The 19,932-nt window shown below is 68.4% G+C and carries 20 protein-coding genes and 1 pseudogene; 9 read left to right on the top strand and 12 right to left on the bottom strand.

All coding sequences use genetic code 11. The features are described from left to right. Window positions 1-83 precede the first annotated feature (83 nt). Window positions 84-2,846 carry a TonB-dependent receptor gene (locus AC56KW_RS14995; RefSeq protein WP_497171483.1) on the bottom strand — a complete coding sequence of 921 codons (2,763 nt, stop codon included), beginning with the start codon at window positions 2,844-2,846 and terminating at the stop codon, window positions 84-86. 231 nt (window positions 2,847-3,077) lie between these two features. Here AC56KW_RS14995 and AC56KW_RS14990 point away from each other — a divergent pair, with 231 nt between their 5' ends. The 3 genes from AC56KW_RS14990 (at window position 3,078) to AC56KW_RS14980 (ending at window position 5,191) form a co-directional block, all read left to right on the top strand. Further along, window positions 3,078-4,007 (top strand): pyridoxamine 5'-phosphate oxidase family protein, encoded by a 930-nt coding sequence (locus AC56KW_RS14990; RefSeq protein ID WP_497171482.1) that lies wholly within the window; start codon window positions 3,078-3,080, stop codon window positions 4,005-4,007. A 190-nt stretch (window positions 4,008-4,197) separates the two neighbouring features. Continuing rightward, on the top strand, window positions 4,198-4,677 hold the full coding sequence (locus AC56KW_RS14985) for a nuclear transport factor 2 family protein (protein WP_497171481.1): 480 nt from the start codon (window positions 4,198-4,200) through the stop codon (window positions 4,675-4,677). 169 nt (window positions 4,678-4,846) lie between these two features. Then, window positions 4,847-5,191, top strand: coding sequence for a winged helix-turn-helix domain-containing protein (locus AC56KW_RS14980; protein WP_497171480.1), 345 nt, complete (start codon window positions 4,847-4,849; stop codon window positions 5,189-5,191). Between the two features lie 33 nt (window positions 5,192-5,224). On the opposite strand, the gene AC56KW_RS14975 is transcribed toward AC56KW_RS14980, so the two are convergent. Then, complete coding sequence (locus tag AC56KW_RS14975; RefSeq protein WP_497171479.1) at window positions 5,225-6,076, bottom strand: pyridoxamine 5'-phosphate oxidase family protein; 852 nt, start codon at window positions 6,074-6,076, stop codon at window positions 5,225-5,227. Between the two features lie 27 nt (window positions 6,077-6,103). Next, window positions 6,104-6,460, bottom strand: coding sequence for a hypothetical protein (locus AC56KW_RS14970; protein WP_497171478.1), 357 nt, complete (start codon window positions 6,458-6,460; stop codon window positions 6,104-6,106). Between the two features lie 106 nt (window positions 6,461-6,566). Between AC56KW_RS14970 and AC56KW_RS14965 the strand changes: the two genes are divergently transcribed. Both AC56KW_RS14965 and AC56KW_RS14960 read left to right on the top strand, forming a co-directional pair. Continuing rightward, a complete protein-coding gene (locus AC56KW_RS14965) occupies window positions 6,567-7,466 on the top strand; it encodes a LysR family transcriptional regulator (RefSeq protein ID WP_497171477.1) in 900 nt (299 codons plus the stop codon). After that, the gene (locus AC56KW_RS14960) at window positions 7,358-8,053 is read left to right on the top strand and encodes an NAD(+)/NADH kinase (RefSeq protein WP_497171571.1); all 696 of its coding nucleotides are present in this window, start codon (window positions 7,358-7,360) and stop codon (window positions 8,051-8,053) included. Before AC56KW_RS14965 ends, AC56KW_RS14960 begins: the two co-directional genes overlap by 109 nt. A gap of 172 nt (window positions 8,054-8,225) precedes the next feature. On the opposite strand, the gene AC56KW_RS14955 is transcribed toward AC56KW_RS14960, so the two are convergent. After that, window positions 8,226-9,374 (bottom strand): sugar diacid recognition domain-containing protein, encoded by a 1,149-nt coding sequence (locus tag AC56KW_RS14955; protein WP_497171476.1) that lies wholly within the window; start codon window positions 9,372-9,374, stop codon window positions 8,226-8,228. Window positions 9,375-9,583: 209 nt separating this feature from the next. Here AC56KW_RS14955 and AC56KW_RS14950 point away from each other — a divergent pair, with 209 nt between their 5' ends. Further along, window positions 9,584-10,918 (top strand): MFS transporter, encoded by a 1,335-nt coding sequence (locus tag AC56KW_RS14950; RefSeq protein ID WP_497171475.1) that lies wholly within the window; start codon window positions 9,584-9,586, stop codon window positions 10,916-10,918. A gap of 12 nt (window positions 10,919-10,930) precedes the next feature. Continuing rightward, window positions 10,931-12,076 carry a glycerate kinase gene (locus AC56KW_RS14945; RefSeq protein WP_497171474.1) on the top strand — a complete coding sequence of 382 codons (1,146 nt, stop codon included), beginning with the start codon at window positions 10,931-10,933 and terminating at the stop codon, window positions 12,074-12,076. Here AC56KW_RS14945 and AC56KW_RS14940 read toward each other — a convergent pair. Continuing rightward, a complete protein-coding gene (locus AC56KW_RS14940) occupies window positions 12,073-12,549 on the bottom strand; it encodes an Lrp/AsnC family transcriptional regulator (protein ID WP_497171473.1) in 477 nt (158 codons plus the stop codon). The genes AC56KW_RS14945 and AC56KW_RS14940 overlap by 4 nt on opposite strands. Before the next feature lie 86 nt (window positions 12,550-12,635). Between AC56KW_RS14940 and ilvB the strand changes: the two genes are divergently transcribed. Both ilvB and AC56KW_RS14930 read left to right on the top strand, forming a co-directional pair. Beyond that, window positions 12,636-14,390, top strand: a complete 1,755-nt coding sequence (gene ilvB / locus AC56KW_RS14935) for a biosynthetic-type acetolactate synthase large subunit (RefSeq protein WP_497171472.1) — start codon at window positions 12,636-12,638, stop codon at window positions 14,388-14,390. A 208-nt stretch (window positions 14,391-14,598) separates the two neighbouring features. Then, a complete protein-coding gene (locus AC56KW_RS14930) occupies window positions 14,599-15,189 on the top strand; it encodes a nitroreductase family protein (protein ID WP_497171471.1) in 591 nt (196 codons plus the stop codon). A 12-nt stretch (window positions 15,190-15,201) separates the two neighbouring features. On the opposite strand, the gene AC56KW_RS14925 is transcribed toward AC56KW_RS14930, so the two are convergent. The 7 genes and pseudogenes from AC56KW_RS14925 to AC56KW_RS14895 form a co-directional block, all read right to left on the bottom strand. Continuing rightward, window positions 15,202-15,456, bottom strand: coding sequence for a hypothetical protein (locus AC56KW_RS14925; protein ID WP_497171470.1), 255 nt, complete (start codon window positions 15,454-15,456; stop codon window positions 15,202-15,204). Window positions 15,457-15,485: 29 nt separating this feature from the next. Next, window positions 15,486-17,984 (bottom strand): adenosylcobalamin-dependent ribonucleoside-diphosphate reductase, encoded by a 2,499-nt coding sequence (locus AC56KW_RS14920; RefSeq protein WP_497171469.1) that lies wholly within the window; start codon window positions 17,982-17,984, stop codon window positions 15,486-15,488. An 88-nt stretch (window positions 17,985-18,072) separates the two neighbouring features. Next, window positions 18,073-18,411: a hypothetical protein gene (locus AC56KW_RS14915; RefSeq protein ID WP_497171468.1), complete on the bottom strand. Its 339-nt coding sequence runs from the start codon at window positions 18,409-18,411 to the stop codon at window positions 18,073-18,075. A 9-nt stretch (window positions 18,412-18,420) separates the two neighbouring features. Further along, window positions 18,421-18,873, bottom strand: a complete 453-nt coding sequence (gene ubiT, locus AC56KW_RS14910) for a ubiquinone anaerobic biosynthesis accessory factor UbiT (RefSeq protein WP_497171467.1) — start codon at window positions 18,871-18,873, stop codon at window positions 18,421-18,423. Further along, window positions 18,806-19,093: a hypothetical protein gene (locus AC56KW_RS14905; protein WP_497171575.1), complete on the bottom strand. Its 288-nt coding sequence runs from the start codon at window positions 19,091-19,093 to the stop codon at window positions 18,806-18,808. The genes ubiT and AC56KW_RS14905 overlap by 68 nt, the downstream gene beginning before the upstream one ends. Continuing rightward, window positions 19,079-19,394: pseudogene (locus tag AC56KW_RS14900) on the bottom strand (peptidase U32 family protein); the annotation flags it as partial. The pseudogene AC56KW_RS14900 and the gene AC56KW_RS14905, both read right to left, overlap by 15 nt. A gap of 120 nt (window positions 19,395-19,514) precedes the next feature. After that, on the bottom strand, window positions 19,515-19,931 hold the full coding sequence (locus tag AC56KW_RS14895; RefSeq protein WP_497171466.1) for a hypothetical protein: 417 nt from the start codon (window positions 19,929-19,931) through the stop codon (window positions 19,515-19,517). Window position 19,932: the final 1 nt, after the last annotated feature.

Genomic DNA, 19,932 nt, shown 5'->3' with positions numbered 1-19,932 from the left:
CTAGCAGAACTTCCCGGGGCTCCGGCGCCGCACACCGGCGCCGAAGCCCCTCCTGTCTCGCTTCTGTCGCGCTTACTGCCTCGTCAATGGAAGGCGTAGTTCACGCTGGCATAGAAGCGCCGCCCGCGTGGATCGGTATAGCTCGGATCGTAGCCCGACAAGAAATAATACGCCTGGTTCGAGTACGGCGGAGTTTCGTCGAACAGGTTCTGCACGCCAGCACGCAGTTTCAGGCGCGGCGTCACCACATACGCGCCCGAGATATCCCACAGCGAATACGACTTGACCTTGTTCTGCGCCACCACCGAGCCGTCGTCGATATTGATCGCCGTGTTCTGGTCCTCGTAGCCGCTCGACCAGGTATTTTGCAGGCTGCTCGAGAACGGTCCGCGCTCCCAGTCGAAACTCACCGTATGGCGCCAGCGCTGCACCACGCCGTCGGTCACGAACTTGTTCAGGTTGCTGACGAAGGCGTCGCCCGGCGCATTCTGGATCTCGGACGACAGCACATAGGTGCCGTTCAGGCGAGCGCCGAAGCGGCCGATGGGCGTGTCGACGCCGCGCACCGTCACTGCCAGGTCCAGGCCCTTGGCCACTTGCGCGCCCCGGTTTTCCTTGCGCAGCTCGATGTAGTCGATCAGGCCGTCCTCGTCGCGGTACACCAGGTCACCATACTTGGCCAGGTTGCCGAGGATGATGTCGTCGCCGATCTCGCTGATCAAGTCGGTGCGCTTGATGTTCCAGTAGTCGAGCGAGGCGCTCACCTTGCGTCCGGCGGCGAACACGGCGCCCAGCGAGAACTGGCGGCTGCGCTCGGGCTGCAGGTCGACGTTGCTGTAGCGGCGCGTATCCCAGTTGTCGGCGCAGTCCGCATAATTGTTGTCGACCGTGGCGCAGTAGACCGGGTCGGGCAGGGTCGCGGTGCTGCTGTAGACGGTCGGGCGGAACAGTTCCGTCATGGTCGGCGCGCGAAAACCCCGGCCCGCCGAGGCGCGCAGCAGCAGGGCGTCGGTCGGACGGTAGCTGAGGCCGATCTTCGGGCTGGCGGCGCCGCCGACTTTCTCGTAGTGGTCGTAGCGCGCCGACAGCTGCGCTTCCCACTGCTTCGCGAACGGTACCAGCAGCTCGCCGTACAGGCCCGCGACATCGCGCTTGTCGCTGGTGGCGCGGCCGCCCTCCGGCGCTGCGTCGTTGTTGATGTTGTCGCTCAGGAGCAGCGCCGACGGCGTGAAGTTGTTCTTCTCGCGCCGTACTTCACCGCCGATCGCCAGCGCCAGGTCGCCGCCGGCCAGCGGCGCCAGGGCACGCGAGAACTTGAAGTCCAGCGAATCGAGCGTGCCGCGCGCACGGCGCACGACGTCGTCGACCTGGATGCTGTCGAGCAGCGCCAGCCCTTCGGGGCTGGATGGGCCGAATGGATTGATGCGACCATCCAGGATGCCTTCCATCAGCTCGTTGTACAGCACATAGCCATTGGTGTCGCGGTCCTTGACCGTGTTGACGCTGTGGTTGTATGCGGTGTCGTAGTCCCAGCCGCCCACGGTGCCGCTCACGCCGACCACGAAACGCATGCCTTCGCTGGTCAGTTCGCTGGTGCGCTGGCCGGCTTCGGACAGGCGCATGCGCAGTTCCAGTTCGCCCGGGTAGTCGTCGTCCAGCTGTTCCAGCCCGGTGCCCGCCAGTTGCGGCACCAGGCGGTAGTCGATATAGCCGGTCACGCGCGCGGACGAGCCGGTATAGTACGACTTGGAGCGGCTGAGCGCGACCTCGGCATAGGCCTGGTGGCCGCCGCCGAGTTTGAGCACGCCGCGGCTCAGGAGGCTCGCTTTCTCGGTCTTCGGATACAGCTCGGTGTCGCCCATGTAGTTATAGGTGCAGGCATCGACGCCGCCGGTGCCGTCGGGCAGGTAGACGTTGGCCGGCGGCGCGCAGTCGGGCGCCGACAGGTTGATCAGGCGGTTCGTGATCGGGCGGCCGTTGATGGTGAAGCCGCGTTCCTGCAGGTGGTCGCGCTGGTTCGAGGTCAGGCGGATGTTCGCCGGGCCGGTATAGCCCGACAGCAGATGGCCCAGGCGTTCCTCGACCCGCAGGCCGGGGATGAAGCTGCGCTGGCTGGTGTTCAGGGCGTTGGTGCGCTGGAAGTCGGCCACCGCGAACACGTTGTAGCCGTCGCGTTCGAGGTCGCCCTTGCCGGCGCTGATGCTGGCGGTGCGCTTGCCGGCGCCGCCTTCGTCGGTCGTGCCGCCGTAGACATTCAGTTCCAGCCCCTGGAAGTCCTTGCGGGTGATGAAGTTGATGACGCCGCCGATCGCATCGGTGCCGTACAGGGCCGATGCGCCATCGAGCAGCACCTCGACCCGTTCCAGGGCGGCGGCCGGGATGTTGTTCAGGTCGACGCCACTGTCGTCGCCGGGCGAAGCGAAGTTGGCCATGCGCCGGCCATTGAGCAGGACCAGGGTCGACGAGGTGCCGATGCCGCGCAGGTTGGCGCTGTTGAAGCCGCGCTGGTCGCCGCCGACATTGATGCTGGCGCCGTCGGTCAGGCCGTTGACGTTGCTCGACACCCGGGCCAGCAGCTCCGAGGCAGTGGTCACGCCGGCCTTCTCGATCTCGGCGCGCGAGACGATCTGCACCGGCAGGGCGGTTTCCGACTGGACCCGGCGGATGGCGGAGCCGGTGACTTCGACCTTCGGCATGTCCGCAGGCGCTGCCACCGGCGCGGCGGCCGTGGTCAGCTCCTGGGTTTCCTGCGCCATCGCACTGGCCGCTACACCCGCCGTCATCCAGGCGCCTGCCAGCATGGCGCCGCGCACGGCCCGGGCCACCGCCCTCAACTTCGTATTCATCAATTGTCCTTGTGTAACTACAGAAATAATGGACGAGTGTAAACGCGCGCCGAGCCGGAACGACAACTATCGTTGCCGGAGCCGGGGGGTGTTGCGAATCTGCTACGCCTGCGCAATAGTCCGCCTGAATATTACTCAGGGCGAAATAATGAATTGCAGTGTGCAAGGATTCCCGGCGCTCGGATAATTCATGAGAATGGACCCACGACGAATATGGCCAGGGGCATGCATATGAGGACGACATCGGTCTACCACGAGGGTGAACGCGCCGTGCAGCGCAGCGCGGGCGAAACCGCGATCGCCGACCACAATGGGGTTATCGTGGCCGACACGATCCAGGGCGGCGCGCGGTCTTTCATCGGCAAGCAGTCGATGGTGGTGCTGGCCAGCGTCGATGCCGACGGCGCGCCGTGGTCGACGGTGCTGTTCGGCCAGAGCGGCTTTGCCCACGCCGACGAACCGGACGTGGTCGGCGTCGACGTGCCGGCCGCCTTGCGCGACCCCGACGAACCGTTCTGGCGCAACCTCGCCGTCAATCCGGCGATCGGCAGCCTGTTCATCGAACTGGGATCGCGCCGCCGCTACCGCATCAACGGCAGCCTGCGGCGCCTGGACGCGCGGGGCTTCGAGCTGGCGGTGCGCGAAGCCTTTCCGAACTGCCCCAGATACATCCAGCGCCGCCAGCTGCGCCGCATCGACGGCGTACCCGCGCCGGCCCTGCTCGATGAAGGCCGGGCGCTTGGCCTCGACGCGCGCGCCATCGTGCACAAGGCCGACACCGTCTTCGTGGCCAGCAACCACCTGGAGCGCGGCGCCGACGCCTCGCACCGCGGCTGCGCTCCCGGCTTCGTCCAGGTGGTGAGCGACACGCTGCTGCGCATTGCCGACTACCCCGGCAACAGCCTGTTCAACACCTTCGGCAACCTGGCGATCGATCCGCGGGTGGGCCTGTGCATTCCCGATTTCGCCGGCCAGCGCATCCTGCAGCTGGGCGGGCGCGCGCGCATCCTGCACGGCCAGGACGATCCCCGCCACCTGACCGGCGGCACCGGGCGCTTCTGGGAAATCGTGGTCGAGCGCTGGCTGCTGCGCAGCGCCGTGCAGCGCCTGGAGTGGGAATACCTCGATGCCTCGCCGTTCAACCTTCCCGTGCATGCGTGAATCATGCGCTACCCGAGCGAGGCGATCGACCCGCACGCCCCCGCCGCCAGGCAGTGTCACCCGGCGCCCAAACACAAGGCGTGACGCCTTGTGTATCCTGGGCCAGGGGTGCGCTGCGCGAACTGCGCCGGCCAGCTTTCCCCCGGCGGCAGCCATCGGCTGCCATTCATCCACCACCATGAGGTTTGCCATGACAACGTCCAACGAAGTACGCCCGCCGCTGCCGCCGTTCACCCGCGAATCCGCGATCGAGAAAGTCCGCCTGGCCGAAGACGGCTGGAACACGCGCGACGCAGCCAAGGTGTCGCTCGCCTACAGCCTGGATACCCGCTGGCGCAACCGCGCCGAATTCGCCAAGGGCCGCGACCAGGCGCGCGCCTTCCTCGAGCGCAAATGGAGCAAGGAGCTCGAGTATCGCCTGATCAAGGAGCTGTGGGCCTTCACCGACAACCGCATCGCCGTGCGCTATGCGTATGAAAGCCGCGATGATTCGGGCAACTGGTACCGGTCCTATGGCAACGAGAACTGGGAGTTCGGTCCGGACGGCCTGATGGTCGACCGCTACGCCAGTATCAACGACTTGCCGATCAGGGAAGAAGAACGCAAATTCCGCTGGCCGCTCGGTCGCCGCCCCGACGACCATCCTGGGCTGTCCGACCTGGGGCTCTGAGCATCGGGACGGCAGCGGCCCTTGCGGTGAAGTCGACGTCGGTGTTGCATTCGGCGAAACAATGAATTGCTGACGATATCGATTCCCTGAATTGCCTGTATTTACGATAATGATGGCAAGCGCCAAACCGGCCGGCGTGGCCGGAGGCGCGTCGCATGGTCTGAGTACAATGATGGGAAACCTGAGCTGGGACGATCCCGCCCCCTATACGCTGTCGTTCGCGCATTTCGACATCGAACCGCGTCTGCGTCGCCTGAGCCGGCACGGCGCGGTCGTCCCGATCGGCGCGCGCGCCTTCGACATCCTGCGGCTGCTGGCCGAAGCCCCCGGACAGGTGCTGGACCACCGCTACCTGATGGAGCGGGCCTGGGCCGGCCGCGTCGTCGGTGACGCCAACCTGCGGGTGCAGATCGCCGCCTTGCGCCGCGCCCTCGACGCCAGTGGCGTGGAACGCCTCATCCTGAACGTTCCCGGGCGCGGCTACCTCCTGACCGCGCCGGTGGTGCGGCGCTGACGGCGCCGGCGAGGCGCTTCCCCAGGCGCCTCCCTAGGCCGCTTCCCAAGCCAGCGCGCGCGGCATGTCGCGCAGGATCCAGCGCTCCACTTCGAACTCCCAGTGCTGCCGCCTGCCGCCGGCGCCTGATTCTTCGCGGTGGGCGTGGCCCGTGAGCTGCAGCACCTGGCCGTGATGGAAGTCGGGAATGCAGATGCCGGCGCGGCCCAGGTCCCAGGCGCGCCCAGGGCTGGCGCCGGGCTGATCGCCGCCGGCGTATGCGATGCGCAGCGTGCCTGGCCCGGCCAGCGTCACGAAGCCGGTGCCGGCGCCGTGATGCGATACCTCGACGGCCTGTGCGCGGCGCGCCAGGAACAGGCTGTCCGCGCGGCTCACGATGCGCTCGATCGCGCCGCGCACCAGGCTGCCGTGCGCGGTCTGCACCGGCAGGCGCGGTTCGCCGAGCTCACGCAGCGCGCGCCGCGCGCCATGCCGCAGCCAGTTGGCACCGGCTTCGCGCACTGCGATCTCGGCCCCGCGCCGGTCGAGGCGTTGCACGATGCCGTCGACCCGGCAGCGCTGGCGCGTCGCCAGGTCGACGAACAGCAGCCCGAGCTCGGCGCCGACTGCGATGTTTTCCCACGCAGGATCGGCCAGGTCGCGCTCCTTCAGCGGCATGTCGATCCGGATCGCGGCGCCGTCGCTGCTGCGCACGAAGCCCGGTTTGCCGAACAGGAGCGACGTCCACGCGGCGCCTTCGGCGTCGACGCTGCCCACGGCGACCATGAATTGCGCGGCAATGAAGGGCTCGGTGCCGACCAGGGCAGGAAGGCACCCAGCATCGGCCGCCGCGCCGCCATCCTTGCCGTCGTCCTCGCGCAGGGCCCGGAATTGGTCGTCGTTCATGTCGCTCTCCTGCTGTTCGAAGAAGGGTCAGTCGGCATCCCGGCCGGCCAGGGCGACTACCTCGTCGATGTCGGCCGGCCGATATCCGGCATCGTGCATCCGCCGCAGCGCGCCGGGTTCCGGCGCAGCCGGGCCCGCCAATAGCGCCGCGACGAAAGCCAGGCAGGCGCTCGCCCTGGCCTCATGGCTGGTGCCCGCCTCGTTGGCCGTCATCTCGGCGGTGTTCAGTCCCGCTGCACGGCCGCGCTCGCGCAGGGCCAGGATCCGCGGCGCGGTCCGGCCCGGCCCGGCGCGGCGGCGCGCCAGGAACAGCGCGATGCGGATCCGGGTGCGCGCATCGAGCCCCGGGCCGCCGCCGGCGGCGCCCGATTCTTGCGGATTCATGGCGGCTATGACCGAGGGATGATTGCTGAGACCATCATTCTGCGAAATAATGACCGCCATTGGAATCGGCGTGATACGCAAGTCACTATTTCGCAAGGAGAAACGAGTGGACCAGATCCATCTGATGAACGTGTTCGTGGCAGTCGGCGAGGAGGAAGGCTTCGCGGCGGCGGCCCGGCGCCTGGATCTGTCGCCGGCCGCCGTTACCCGTGCGATCGCCGGCCTCGAAGAGAGGCTGGGCGTCAAGCTGCTGCTGCGCACGACGCGCAACGTGCGCCTGACCGAAGCCGGGCGGCGCTACCTGGACGATACGCGCGCGATCCTGGCCAGCATCGATGAAGCCAACGAGGTGGCGGCAGGCGTCAACTCGGCGCCCAAGGGCAACCTGTCGGTGACGGCCTCGGTCCTGTTCGGGAAGACCTTCGTCATGCCCTGCATCGTGCAGTTCCTGAACGACTACCCCGAGGTCGAGGTGTCGGCGTTGTTCCTCGACCGGATCGTGAACCTGGTGGACGAGGGCATCGACGTCGCAGTGCGCATCGGCCACTTGCCCGACTCCAGCCTGAAGGCCCTGCGCGTGGGGCAGGTGCGGCGCGTGCTGTGCGCCTCACCCGAGTACCTCGCGCAGCGCCCGTTGCCCCAGCATCCGGCCGACCTGCTGCGCCACACGATCATCGCCGCCACGGGGATCTCGCCGCGGGTGGAGTGGAAGTTCGGCGCGGTCGACGATCCGACCATGGTGCGCCTGCGCCCGCGCCTGACCGTGACCAGCAACGACGCCGCCATCGAGGCCGCGTGCGCGGGCCTGGGCATCTGCCGGCTGCTGTCCTACCAGATCGCCGATGAATTGACCGCCGGGCGCCTCAAGATCATCCTGTCCGAATACGAGGAAGCGCCCTGGCCGGTGCACCTGGTGCACCGCGAGAGCAAGTTCGGCTCATCGAAGGTGCGCAACTTCATCGACCTGATGGCCGACCACCTGCGGGCAAACCCGCACCTGAACTGAGCGCCCGGCCCGTCGCCGCGGCGCGCGCGATGCTCGAGCATGGCGTCGACCTGTCGCTGTTCGCCGGTGGCGACGGTACCGCGCGTGACGTCCTCGACGCCGCCCGGGACCGGATCCCGATCCCGGGCATTGCAGCGGGCGCCAAGATGGTCTCGGCGGTGTTCGGCACCCTGCCAGGCGATGCCGGCACGCTGGCTGCGCGCATGCCGGCCGGCGACCTGTCGATGCTGGCCAATAACCATATAGAGGAGGGCTTGCCGGCGATCCGGGATGTGATGCGTTCGCATCCCGACCGGAGCGCCCCACGTGTCGAAAGGACGCGCTACAGCCTGCAGCAGATGAAGGAAGACACCGGCGTCGGCGTACAGGATGTGCAGAACCGGATGCGCGACTACGGCATCGATCCGTTGTGGACCGGCCATCACCCGTGGCTGCTGCCCGAGCCATTCACGCCCGAAGCGGGCGAGATGTATGGCAAGGAGGCGCTCGATACCTGGGGCGCGGTGATGGCGAAGATCCCGGACGAAGCTGTTCGACGCCGGAACTGGTCAGGACCGCGCCCCGCAACACGGCCGTCCACCGCCTGAAGGGCCATCTCGACGATCCGTCGCGCCGGGCCATGACCTGGCGCGCCTGGAAGCGCAAGCGGCAGGCACGCTAGCCGCCACCGCCGGCATGCAGCGCGCTGCATGCCGTGCGTGACCACGCCGCTCGGGTTCCATGTGCCGCGCTTCCCGACCGGCGTGGCCGAAGCGGGAGTCAGCCGGGACTGAGTAGCGCCGACACATACAGCAGAAGCTTGTCCTCGCTGCGCGCCAGGTCGAGCCCCGTCAGTTCGCCGATGCGGCGCAGGCGGTAGTCGAGCGTGTTGCGGTGGATGCCGAGGCAAGCCGCGGTGGCGGCCGAGTTCTCGTTCTGGGCGAACCAGGTATCGAGGGTGGCGCGCAGCATGGCGCGGCTCTTGTCGCCCGCCAGCCGCGCGATCGGCATGCGCAGCTGGTGTGCCTGCCAGCCGCTGTCCAGGCCAGAGAGCAGCACCGGCAGCGCCAGGTCGTAATAGCTGAACACCTGCTGGCGCGGCGTGCGCAGGCGACCGAGCCGACTGGCGCTGCGCGCGCTCTGGTAAGAGATGGCGGCGCCCTCCAGGCCGGGCAGGGCGATGCCCATCGCGAGCGTGAACGGCAGCTCGCATTCGTCGCGCACCAGCTGGGCCAGTGCTTCCAGGCGCCGCTGCGGCGTGCTTTCAAAGCCCTTGCGCGCCGGTTCCCAGGAATCGAGCAGCACCATCTCGGACGGGCCGACGGTGGCCGTCAGCGCATCCTCGCGCCGCGCCAGCAGGCGCATCTGCAGGCGCTGGATGTCGTGCAGGGCGTGCGCGGCGCCGCCCGGCTCGGGCTGCAGCTCGAGCAGGAACACCAGCTGCATGCGCTCGAGGTCCAGGCCCAGGCGGCGCGCCCAGCCTTCGAGCTCGGGCCGGTGCGCGGCCTCGTAGCGGATCAGGTTCAGCACGAAGGCCTCGCGGTAGCGCGAGTTGTTCTGCAACTCGACCGCCAGCGCCGCCTGCTCGAGGATCATCTCGGCCGTCAGGCGTACCAGCTCACCGAACTGGCGTACCTCGTCCGGCCTGCCGGAGAGGCCCACCGCGCCGCACACCTGGCCGCCGACGCACAGCGGCAGGTTGGTGCCCGGCTGGGCGCCGTGCAGCTTGTGCGCCGCCGCCGCGTCGATCTCGACCGCCAGCTTCTTGGCCAGCGCGAGCAGGGCGCCCGCGTGCAGCTCGCCGACCCGCTCGGCGTTGCCGCTGGCGAGGATCACGCCGTTCGCATCCATCACATTGACGTTGAACGGGATGATCCGCATGGTGCGGGTGACGATTTCCTGGGCGAGCCGGGTGTCGAGGATGTGCATGGGTGTGGGTGGCGGGTGGGCAGACCTTGTGATTATGCACAAAACCCGCCCTGGCGAGGTAGCCGATCCTCACTAAACAGCGCGCCTCTTGTGAACATGCACGAAAAAAGCCGCCAATCCGACCTGCCGCTTGTGCGTGTCGCCGACGCTGGAACTCCCTTGTTTGGCCGATAATCTGGGTAGATCACCTATTACGACTCGGAGACAGCATGAGCACCACCGCAAGCACATCCGGCATCCAGGGCGGCGCCGGCGGCTCGATCCTGTTGGACGGCGCCTACCGCAAGGCCACCTGGCGCCTGATTCCCTTCATCTTCGTCTGCTACCTGTTCAACTATCTGGACCGCGTCAACGTCGGCTTCGCCAAGCTCGAGATGCTCGATGCGCTCCAGCTCAGCGAAACCGTGTACGGCCTGGGCGCCGGCATCTTTTTCGTCGGCTACGTGACCTTCGGGGTGCCGAGCAACCTGATCCTGCACCGGCTCGGCGCGCGGCGCTGGATCGCGATCATGATGATGGCCTGGGGCGCGCTGTCGGCCTGCATGCTGTTCGTGGGTACCCCCACCGAATTCTATGTGCTGCGCTTCTTTACCGGCGTGGCCGAAGCCGGCTTCTTCCCCGGCATGGTCCTGTACTTCACCAAGTGGTTCCCGGCCTACAAGCGCGGCCAGGTGATGGCGCTGTTCATGTCGGCCATTCCTGTTTCGGGCCTGATCGGCGGCCCGCTGTCGGGCTGGATGCTGAGCCACTTCGCCCACGGCCAGGGCGGCATGGACGGCTGGCAGTGGCTGTTCCTGCTGCAAGGCCTGCCGACCGTGGTCCTGGGCCTGGCCGTGTTCTTCTACCTGAACGACGGTATCGGGCAGGCCGGCTGGCTGACGAGCGAAGAGAAGACGGCGATGCAGGACGCGCTCGACCAGGACGAGCAGCAGCGTTCGACGGGCGCGCACGCGGTGCATTCCTTCGGCGCTGTGCTGCGCGACTGGCATGTGTGGATGCTGGGCTTTATCTACTTCAGCATCCAGATGGGCGTGTATGCGATCAACTTCTGGCTGCCGTCGATCATCAAGTCGCTCGGCTTCGAGAACGCGACCACGGTCGGCTGGCTCAGCGCCATCCCCTACCTGTTCGCGGGCGTGTTCATGGTGCTGGTGGGCCGCTCGGCCGACCGCCGGCGCGAACGCCGCTGGCACCTGTCGGCGCCGCTCCTGATGGCGCTGGCCGGCCTGCTGCTGGCCGCGAATTTCTCGGACAACGCCGTGATCGTGCTGGTGGGCCTGAGCCTGGCGACGATGGGCGCGCTGACCGGCCTGCCGATGTTCTGGCCGCTGCCGGCTGCCTTCCTCGGCAGCGCGGCCGCCGCCGGCGGCCTGGCCCTGATCAATTCGATGGGCCAGGTGGCCGGCTTTGTCAGCCCCTTCCTGGTCGGATGGATCAAGGACGCCACCGGCAGCACCGACGTCGCGCTGTACATCCTGTCGACCGTGCTGTTCGTCGGCGCCATGCTGGTGCTGGTCGTGCCGGCGCGGCTGGTCAATCGTTGAGAAGGGAACACCATGAAAATCGTCATCGCGCCCGATTCGTTCAAGGAAAGCCTGTCGGCGCTGGAAGCCGCGAGCGCCATCGAGGCCGGCTTTCGCGAAGTCTTTCCTGACGCCTGCTACGTGAAAGTGCCGGTGGCCGATGGCGGCGAAGGCACCGTCGAGGCCATGATCGCGGCCACCAACGGTCGCCTCGTGCAACTGCAGGCGACCGGTCCGCTGGGCCGGCCGGTCGAGGCCTTCTATGGCCTGACCGGCGACGAGTCGACCGCCGTGATCGAGATGGCCGCCGCCAGCGGACTTGAACTGGTGGCCCCGGAAGAGCGCGATCCGCTGCTCGCCACCAGCCGCGGCACCGGAGACCTGATCCGCGCCGCGCTGGACGCCGGCGCGCGCCGCTTCATCCTGGGCGTGGGCGGCAGCGCCACCAACGATGGCGGGGCAGGCATGTTGCAGGCGCTGGGAGTCGGCCTGTTCGACGCCCACGGCGCGCAGCTGGCGCCCGGCGGCGGCGCGCTGGCGCGGCTGGCGCGGATCGATGTGTCCGGGCTCGACCCGCGCATCACGGATTGCGTGTTCGAGGTGGCCTGCGACGTCAGCAATCCGCTGGTCGGCCCCAGGGGCGCGTCCGCGATCTTCGGGCCGCAGAAGGGCGCGACGCCCGAGATGGTGCGGCAGCTCGACGCCAACCTGCGCCATTACGCGGACCTGATCGCGCGCGACCTGGCCCAGGATGTGGCCGAGGTTCAGGGCGCCGGCGCCGGCGGCGGCATCGCCGCGGCCATGCTGGTGTTCCTGAACGGGCGCCTGCGGCCCGGCAGCGAGATCGTGGCCGATGCGGTGGGCCTCGACGAGACGGTACGCGACGCCGACCTGGTGGTCACCGGCGAGGGCCGCATCGACAGCCAGACCGTCAACGGCAAGACGCCGATCGGCGTGGCGCGCGTGGCCCAGCGCCACGGCAAGCCGGTGATCGCCATTGGCGGCTGCCTGGCGCACGACGCCAGCGCGGTGCACGCGCACGGCATCGCGGCGACCTTCAGTACCGTCATGAAGGCAGGGACGGTGGCCGAGGTGCTGGCCGGCGCGCAAGTCAATCTGCAGTGCACCGCGCGCAATGTCGCGGCTGCGGTCAAGCTGGGCATGGCGCTTGGCCGTTAGCCGATCAAGGGCGTATCGACTTTCTTCAGGGTGCGCAGCACGAAGCTCGACTTGCTGTGGCGGATGCCGGGGATCTTGTACAGGCGTTCGCGCAGCAGGCGTTCGTAGTCGCGCGTATCCTTGACGGCGATGCGCAGGAAATAGTCGTAGTCGCCCGAGATGAGCGAAGCTTCGAGCACCTCGGGAATCGACTCGAGCGCGCGCCCGAATTCATACAGTGTCTCTTCGCTGTGGCTGTCCAGGGTGACCTGGACGATCAGCGTGTCGTGGTATCCCAGGCTCGGCAGGTCGACCTTGACCGTATAGCCCTGCAGCGCGCCGCAGTCGGTCATGCGCTTGATCCGGTTCCAGCACGAGGTGGTCGACAGGCCGACGGCGGCGCTGATCTCCTGCAGCGGCGTGCGCGAGTCACGCAGCAGGATGCCGAGAATCGCCAGATCGGTTGCATCGAAAGATTTTTTGTCAGAAGTCATTTTTGGTGAAAATCCTTCAGGTAATCGGCCTATTCTAGCGGAAAACATGAAGCACTTTCAGGTCTTTCCTCGCTAGACTTCAAGACATGAAACCACATCCCGAATTCCTCTCTTCGCCCGGCCAGGTCGCGCTCACCGGCGCCGGCTTGCTGCTCGACACCCTGGTCGCCTGCGGCGTCGACACCGTGTTCGGCTATCCCGGCGGCGCGGTGCTGCCCTTGTACGATGCGCTGGCCCAGGACGGGCGGCTGCGCCACGTGCTGGTACGCCACGAGCAGGCCGCCGTCCATGCCGCCCAAGGCTACGCGCGCTCCACTGGCCGGCTGGGTGTCGTGTTCGTGACCTCCGGGCCGGGCATCGCCAACACCACCTCGGGCCTCCTCGACGCCCTGAGCGATTCGATTCCCGTCCTGTGCATCAGCGGCCAGGTCGCGACCACGTCGATCGGCACCAATGCCTTCCAGGAGTGCGACGCGCTGGGCATTTCGCGCACGGTCACCAAGTGGAATACGCAGATCCGGGCCACGCGCGACATCGCGGCCATGGTCCGGCGCGCGGTGCTCGAGGCCACCGAGGGAAGGCCCGGCCCGGTGCTGGTCGACGTGCCCAAGGATATCCAGGCGCGCGCCGTGGACGCCGCCGACTTCAAACGCCAGGTCAAGCCGGCCCCCCGGCTGCGCGCCGCGAGCGACGATCTCGATGGCCTGGACGCCGCCGCGCTTCTCATCGGCCAGGCACGGCGCCCCGTGTTCTATGGCGGCGGCGGCTTGATCAACGCGGGCCTCGACGCCTGCGCCGCCTTCACGCGCCTGGTGCGCTGGAAGGATGCGCCGTGCACGCTGACCCTGATGGGACTCGGGGCCTTCCCGGCCTCGGACCGGCGCTGGCTCGGCATGCTGGGCATGCACGGCACGCTGGAGGCGAACCTGGCGATGCATGGCGCCGACCTGGTCGTGTGCGTCGGGGCGCGCTTCGACGACCGGGTGACGGGACGGCTGGCCGATTTCTGTCCGGACGCGAAGATCGTCCACGTCGACATCGACCCGAGCTCGATCGGGAAGGTAGTGCCGGCCGACGTCGGGCTGCGCGGCGATTGCGGCGTTGTGCTGCGCGGCCTGCTGGACCGGCTCGGCGGCCTGCGCGCCGATCCAGCCTTGCTGGGGGATTGGTGGCGCACGATCGAGACCTGGCGCGCCGCGCGCTGCCTGGACTTCGCCGCGCCGGATGCGACGATCGTGCCGCAACAGCTGATGTCCACGCTGGCCTCACGCCTGGCAGGGCGGAATGCCATCGTCTCCACCGATGTCGGCCAGCACCAGATGTGGGCCGCGCAATACCTGGGCTTCGAGGCCCCGCGGCGCTGGTTGACCTCCGGCGGCGCCGGCACCATGGGGTATGGGCTGCCGGCCGCGATCGGCGCCCAGGTCGCCCATCCCGATGCGCTGGTCGTGTGCGTGAGCGGCGACGCCTCGGTGCTGATGAATATCCAGGAGCTGTCGACCGCGGTGCAGCACCGCTGCCCGGTCAAGCTGGTCTTGTCGAACAACGGCTGCATGGGCATGGTGCGCCAGTGGCAGCAACTGCACCACGGTGCCCGCTATAGCCACAGCTATTCCGAAGCCTTGCCTGATTTCGTGGCGCTGGCGCGCGCCTTCGGGTGGGACGCGTGCAGGGTCGAGCACGGGGCCGAGCTGGCAGCGGGCATGGATGCCTGCCTGGCGTCGAACCGGCCTTTCCTGCTCGATGTCGTGGTGGAGCAGGCCGAGAACTGCTTCCCGATGATGCCGGCCGGACGAGGGCACCACGAGATCATGCTGGGAAACGATCGCTGGTATCGATGAGCCTGGTGTCCCGACATGGCTGTTCGTTGAATACATGCGGCGGGAATGGACCTGATACCGCGTCGCTAATCTTGCTCCATGTTAAGCAAGCCGCGGGCCGCTTGCCGTGTTCTCGTCCTTTTGGCGAAGGCACGCCGTCCCGGTCCATCCAATCGAACTAGGCCGCACGGCGCCTGCAGGGTCGCCCCGCCCTCGTTATACTGCGCGCATGAACAACCACCAACCAGCCGCCGACGGCGATTTCCTGACCCTTGTGGCGGCGCGCCGCAATTTCACGCTGCGGCGCCTGCACCCGCCCGGGCCCGACTGCGCAACGCTCGACCGTATCGTCGAAGCGGCCGCGCATGCGCCCGACCACGGCCTGCTGCGGCCATGGCGCTTCGTGCTGATCCCGCAGGCACGGCGTGGCGACCTGGGCGCCGTGTTCGCCGAGGCCCTGGCCGAGCGCGATCCCGGCTGCGGCGAGGAAGCGCTGGCCACGGCGCGCGACAAGGCCCTGCGCGCGCCCTGCCTGCTGGTGGCGGTGCTGAAGGACGATGGGGGGGCCAAGACAATCCCGGTGGCCGAAAAACTGGTGTCGCTCGGCTGCGCGCTCCAGAACCTGCTGCTCGCGGCCGGGGCCGAGGGTTTCGCGACCGGGCTGGCCAGCGGCGCCGCCATGGACGTGCCGGGCATGCGCCGCCTTCTAAGCCTGGAACCGCATGAGCGCGCGATCTGCTTCATCGGCCTGGGCACGGCGGCGATGGAAAAGCCGCCGCGCCCGAAGCCGGACGCGGCGGATTACCTGAGCAGCATCTAGTTGTCGACGGCGTCAGCCACCGCCGCAGCCGCCGCAGCCGCCGCAACAGCCGTCGGCGCGCGCCTGGCGCACCGGGAAGCCGGCGCGCGTGGCCGTGATGTCGATCTCGCGCGACGAGGTCAGGTCGGCGTCATACCGTACCCACACCTGGCTGGCGCCGGCATTGGCCTCGGCCGCCTTTACTCCAGGAAGCGCGCGCAGCCGGTACAGGATATGGTCGGCGCCGGGCCGGTCGAGCGCGGCGTCGAGTTGCAGATGATGTTCCATGGGTGCTCCTTCGGGGTGAATGCAGCCGCTCAGCCGCAGCTGCCGATGTAGTGGCATTCGGCGCAATGCGCGCAGCCGTCGATTTTCTGCATGGCGCGGGCGCCGCATTCCGGACACTTGGCGGCGGCGCCCGCGCGCGGTTCGGGCGCAACCGCCTCCACCTCGGCCGGCGCCGCATGTTCGCCATGGTTGGCCGCACGCGCGGCGAGCACCCGGTCGAGCTGTTCGACCGGCACCTGGTTGCCCTGGGCGTCCAGGAAACCACGCCGTATCAGCATCCGCTGCAGCATGAAGGCGATCGCCGCCACTTCCGAGTCGTGGTAGACCGGCACCTGGACGCCATCCTCGCGGGTCAGGTGGCCGCAGCGTACCGGTCCTTTTTCCCATACCACTTCGCGCATGTCGGCCAGGGCCTTGGCCACCGGGCTGCCGGCGCGCGCCGCCAGCGACAGCAGGCGCATGGTCGAGGTGATCCACTGGTGGCCGTCGCTGCGCTGGTTGGCCGGCATGAAGAATTCGAAGGGCCGCTCGATGGCTACCTGCCGGCCGTCCCGCACTCCCTCCACGCGCAGGAAGCTGATGGTGAGATAGACCGCCTTCTTGCCCTCCTGGGTGGTGTACTCGACCTTGCAGGTGAGCGACTCCAGCTCGCCCAGCGGCCGCGATTCGAAGCGCTTGCGCAGCGGGTCGGATTCGGACGGCGCCATGCCTTGCGTCGGCGCCGATTCGGGCGCCCGCGTGGCGACGCTCAGCACGCTGCCGGTGACGCCGTTCGGGCGGTAGGTGGCCAGCCCCTTCAGTCCGGCGCGCCAGGCCTCGGTGTACAGGTCCTTGAAGTCGGCGTAGGGGTAGTCTGCCGGCACGTTGACGGTCTTCGAGATCGCGGTGTCGATGTAGGGCTGCACCGATTCCATCATGCGCAGGTGGTCGAGCGCCGACATCTCGAGCGCGGTGACGAATTGCGGTGGCAGCGCCTCGCCCTGGTCCATCTGGTGGCCCAGGTGGCGGTACAGCCGCCAGGCGTGATCCGCCACCTCGTAGGTACGGAGGGTATCGTCCGGCATGCGTTTCCTGCGCTGGTAGGCCCAGGAGAACGCCGGCTCGATGCCGTTCGAGGCATTGTCGGCGAAAGCCAGCGAGATGGTGCCGGTCGGCGCGACCGATAGCAGATGAGAGTTGCGGATGCCGTGGCGCGCGATGTCCTCGCGCAGCGCTTCGGGCAGGCGGCCGACGAACTGGCCGGCCAGGTAGCGCTCGGCGTCGAACAGCGGAAACGGCCCCTTTTCGCGCGCCAGCGCGATCGAGGCCGCATAGGCCGCGTTGCGCAGTTCGCGCGCGATGCAGGCGGCCATGGCGCGGCCTTCCGGCGCGTCGTAGCGCAGGCCGAGCATCACCAGGGCGCTGCCCAGGCCCATGAAGCCCAGGCCGATGCGGCGCTTGTTGGCGCCTTCTTCGGCCTGCTGCGGCAGCGGCCACTGGTTGGCGTCGAGCGCCAGGTCGAGCATGCGCACGCCGATCGCCGCCACTTCGCGCATGGTGTCGAAATCGAAGGCGGCGCCGGGCGTGAAGGGCTGGCTCACGAAGCGGGTCAGGTTGAGCGAGCCCAGGTCGCAGCAGCCGTACGGCGGCAGCGGCTGCTCGCCGCAGGGATTGGTGGCCGCCAGCCGCTCGCACCAGTACAGGTTGTTTTCCTGGTTCATGCGGTCGATGAACAGCACGCCCGGCTCGGCGTGGTCGTAGGTCGATGCGATCACCTTGTCCCACAGCGCGCGTGCCGGCACGCGGCGATACACCCACAGGCCGTCGCCGCGCCGGGAGGCCCCGGCGTCGATCGTGTCCTGGGCGGGGGCGGCGCGGTGCACCAGCTCGACCTGTTCGTCGGCCAGCACCGCCTGCATGAAGGCGTCGGTGACGCCGACCGACAGGTTGAAATTGCTGAAGGCCCCGCCGTCCTTGGCGGCGATGAAGCGCTCGATGTCGGGATGGTCGATGCGCAGCACGCCCATCTGGGCGCCGCGGCGGGCGCCGGCCGATTCGACCGTGCGGCAGGACGCGTCGAACACCTCCATGTAGGACACCGGGCCGGAAGCGCGCGAATGGGTGCCCTTGACCGCACTGCCGGCCGGGCGGATCGGGCTGAAGTCGTAGCCGACGCCGCCGCCGCGGCGCATGGTCTCGGCAGCCTCCGCCACCGCCGTGTAGATGCCGGGCAGGCCGTCGTCCTCGCCGGTGATCGAGTCGCCCACCGGCTGCACGAAGCAGTTCATCAGGGTGGCCTTGATGCCGAGGCCGGCGGCGGAGTTGATGCGGCCGGCCGGCACGAAGCCGTGTTCCTGGGCCCACAGGAAACGTTGCTCCATTTCGGCGCGCAGGGCCTGGGGTTCCTGGCTTGCCAGCGCATGGGCCACGCGGACGCGCACTTCCTCGATCGTGGTTTCCAGGCCGCGCGCGTATTTCTCGCGCAGGACGTCGATCGATACCTCTTGTGGAGGCATGGCCGCGGTAAACAGGTGGTCTTTTGCGTTCATCGGTTCTCTTGGATCGCTCGATCCGGTTGGTGGGGTCGCTGTAGTCGACCACTATCCGCGCTTCGGGCAGGCGGCGCCTTGAACCGGTTCAAGAATCCTCGACCGTGGAGCCGGTGAGGCCGGCGGCGAAGGTACGGATATCCTGTGCGCTCAGTGCCGTCATCGTGCGCGTCTGGTCCGGATCGACGTCATGGTGGAAGCGCTTCTTGACGCCATGCTCGGCCAGTTGCCAGTGCAGGTCCGGCTCGATGCCGTGGCGCGCCAGCCAGCCAGCTACGCGCGCACAACAGCGGGCAGCCGTATTTCGCCAGCGTGAGGAGCGGCTTGACGTCGCCGCCGATGCCGGCGATGCACGACATCTCGGCCACGCCCGTGCGCTCGAGCAGCCCGGGCACGAGTACACGAGAGGGAAGGCTGATTCATCCATGCTGCTCTTTCAGCGGGGACGGCGCGTGGCGACTGACGCCAGCATCCTGCGCGGCGCCAGCCAGGCCGGGTCGAACACCGGACCGTCGATCGCGTCGAGGGTGCTCTCGACCATGAGTCCCGCTCGGTCGCCTTCCATCAGCAGGCGGCAGCTGAAGAACAGGGCGTCCCGGTCTTCCCTGCGCGCGGCCGGCTGCGCGAAATCATGCAGGCTTGCGCTGATGCTGAGATCCGGCGGGGCCATACGCAGGCGCTTGAAGCGCAGGGCGGCGCCCGCGTCGCCGGACAGGTGGCGCAGCAGCGCCAGGTTGAGCGCGGTGGCGAACAGGCGCGAACCGGGAGCGGCCGGCAGCAGCGACAGCAGGCGCCTGACTGGGGCGGGCAGGGGATGGGATTCAAGGGGGCGTGGCAGGACTTGTCGTGGGAGGGCAGGCGGCGCGCCGTTCGAGTCCGGGCCTGCCATGCCGGAAACTGTCGCAGGCCGCGGCCGGCATCAGGGGCGCCATGCGCGCGGCTGCTTCGTCCGGGGCGATGGCGTCATCAACGACGGTGCGCGCCAGCGCGACGATGGCGGACATACTGGTCGACTGTGGACTCAGGCGCACCATGTCCACGCCCATGGCGCGCGTCGTGTCGGCCTGGTCCACCAGGTTGTAGACCCAGCCTGGTGCCGAGCCCTGCACCGCTAGGTGCAGGCGCAGGCCGATGCACCCGCGCCGCGTATTCCATCAGGCCCGGATCGGCCAGGATGACCGCGTCGGTGCCGAAGCTTGCCGCGCGGTCGATGGCGGCGCGCCAGGAGGACCTTGCGAACGCGCCGGTGGGCCTCGTCGATGCCCTGGCGCATGGCGTCTTCGCCGAAATTCAGGCCGGCGAAGTTGCGGCATTGGTGGCGTGGCGAAAGCCGGGGTAGACGCAGTCGGCGCCGTTGTCGACCGCGGCCTTGAGGGCGTGCAGGCTGCCGGCGGGGCAGACCAGTTCCATGGATGGGCGGGTGGTAGTGGGTGAGCCGGCCGGTGTGGATGGCATGAACAATGCAGGGCCGTGGAGCGTGCGATGACGATAGCCACCGCAGGGCCCGGGCGCATTGAACTGGTTCAAGTACTAGGACAGCCGCATCACCTGGCCACGGCGATCGAACGCCAGGAAGCGCTCGATGGCGCCGCGATGCACGGCGTCGATCATCATCTTGAGCGCGCGGTCGACCGCAGCGGCAGCGGGCAGGGCGCCGTCCACGCCGGGCAGGGCGGCGACGAAGGCCAGGTCCCATGGCTGGCCGGTCTGCCGCGACTCTTGCGCCAGCGTCGCGAAGTCGGGCAGGTCGTCGACCGCCTTGTCGACGCACATCACGGGCGCCAGCGCGCCGCCCCGGCCGGCCTCGAAGCGCTTCTTCTGGCCTGGCGTATGGTTGAGCGGCAGTTCGCGCGCGGCGAAGACGAACAGCAGCCGTTGCGGTTCGCCCTGGGCGCGGGCCGCCGAGAGGAAGTCGTTGAAGTCGGTGATCTGCATGGTCAGGCCCATC

The sequence above is a fragment of the Telluria sp. RT2P19 genome (assembly GCF_059685725.1).
The sequence above is the reverse complement of the archived record's forward strand: the minus strand, read 5'-3'. Positions and strand labels throughout refer to the sequence as shown.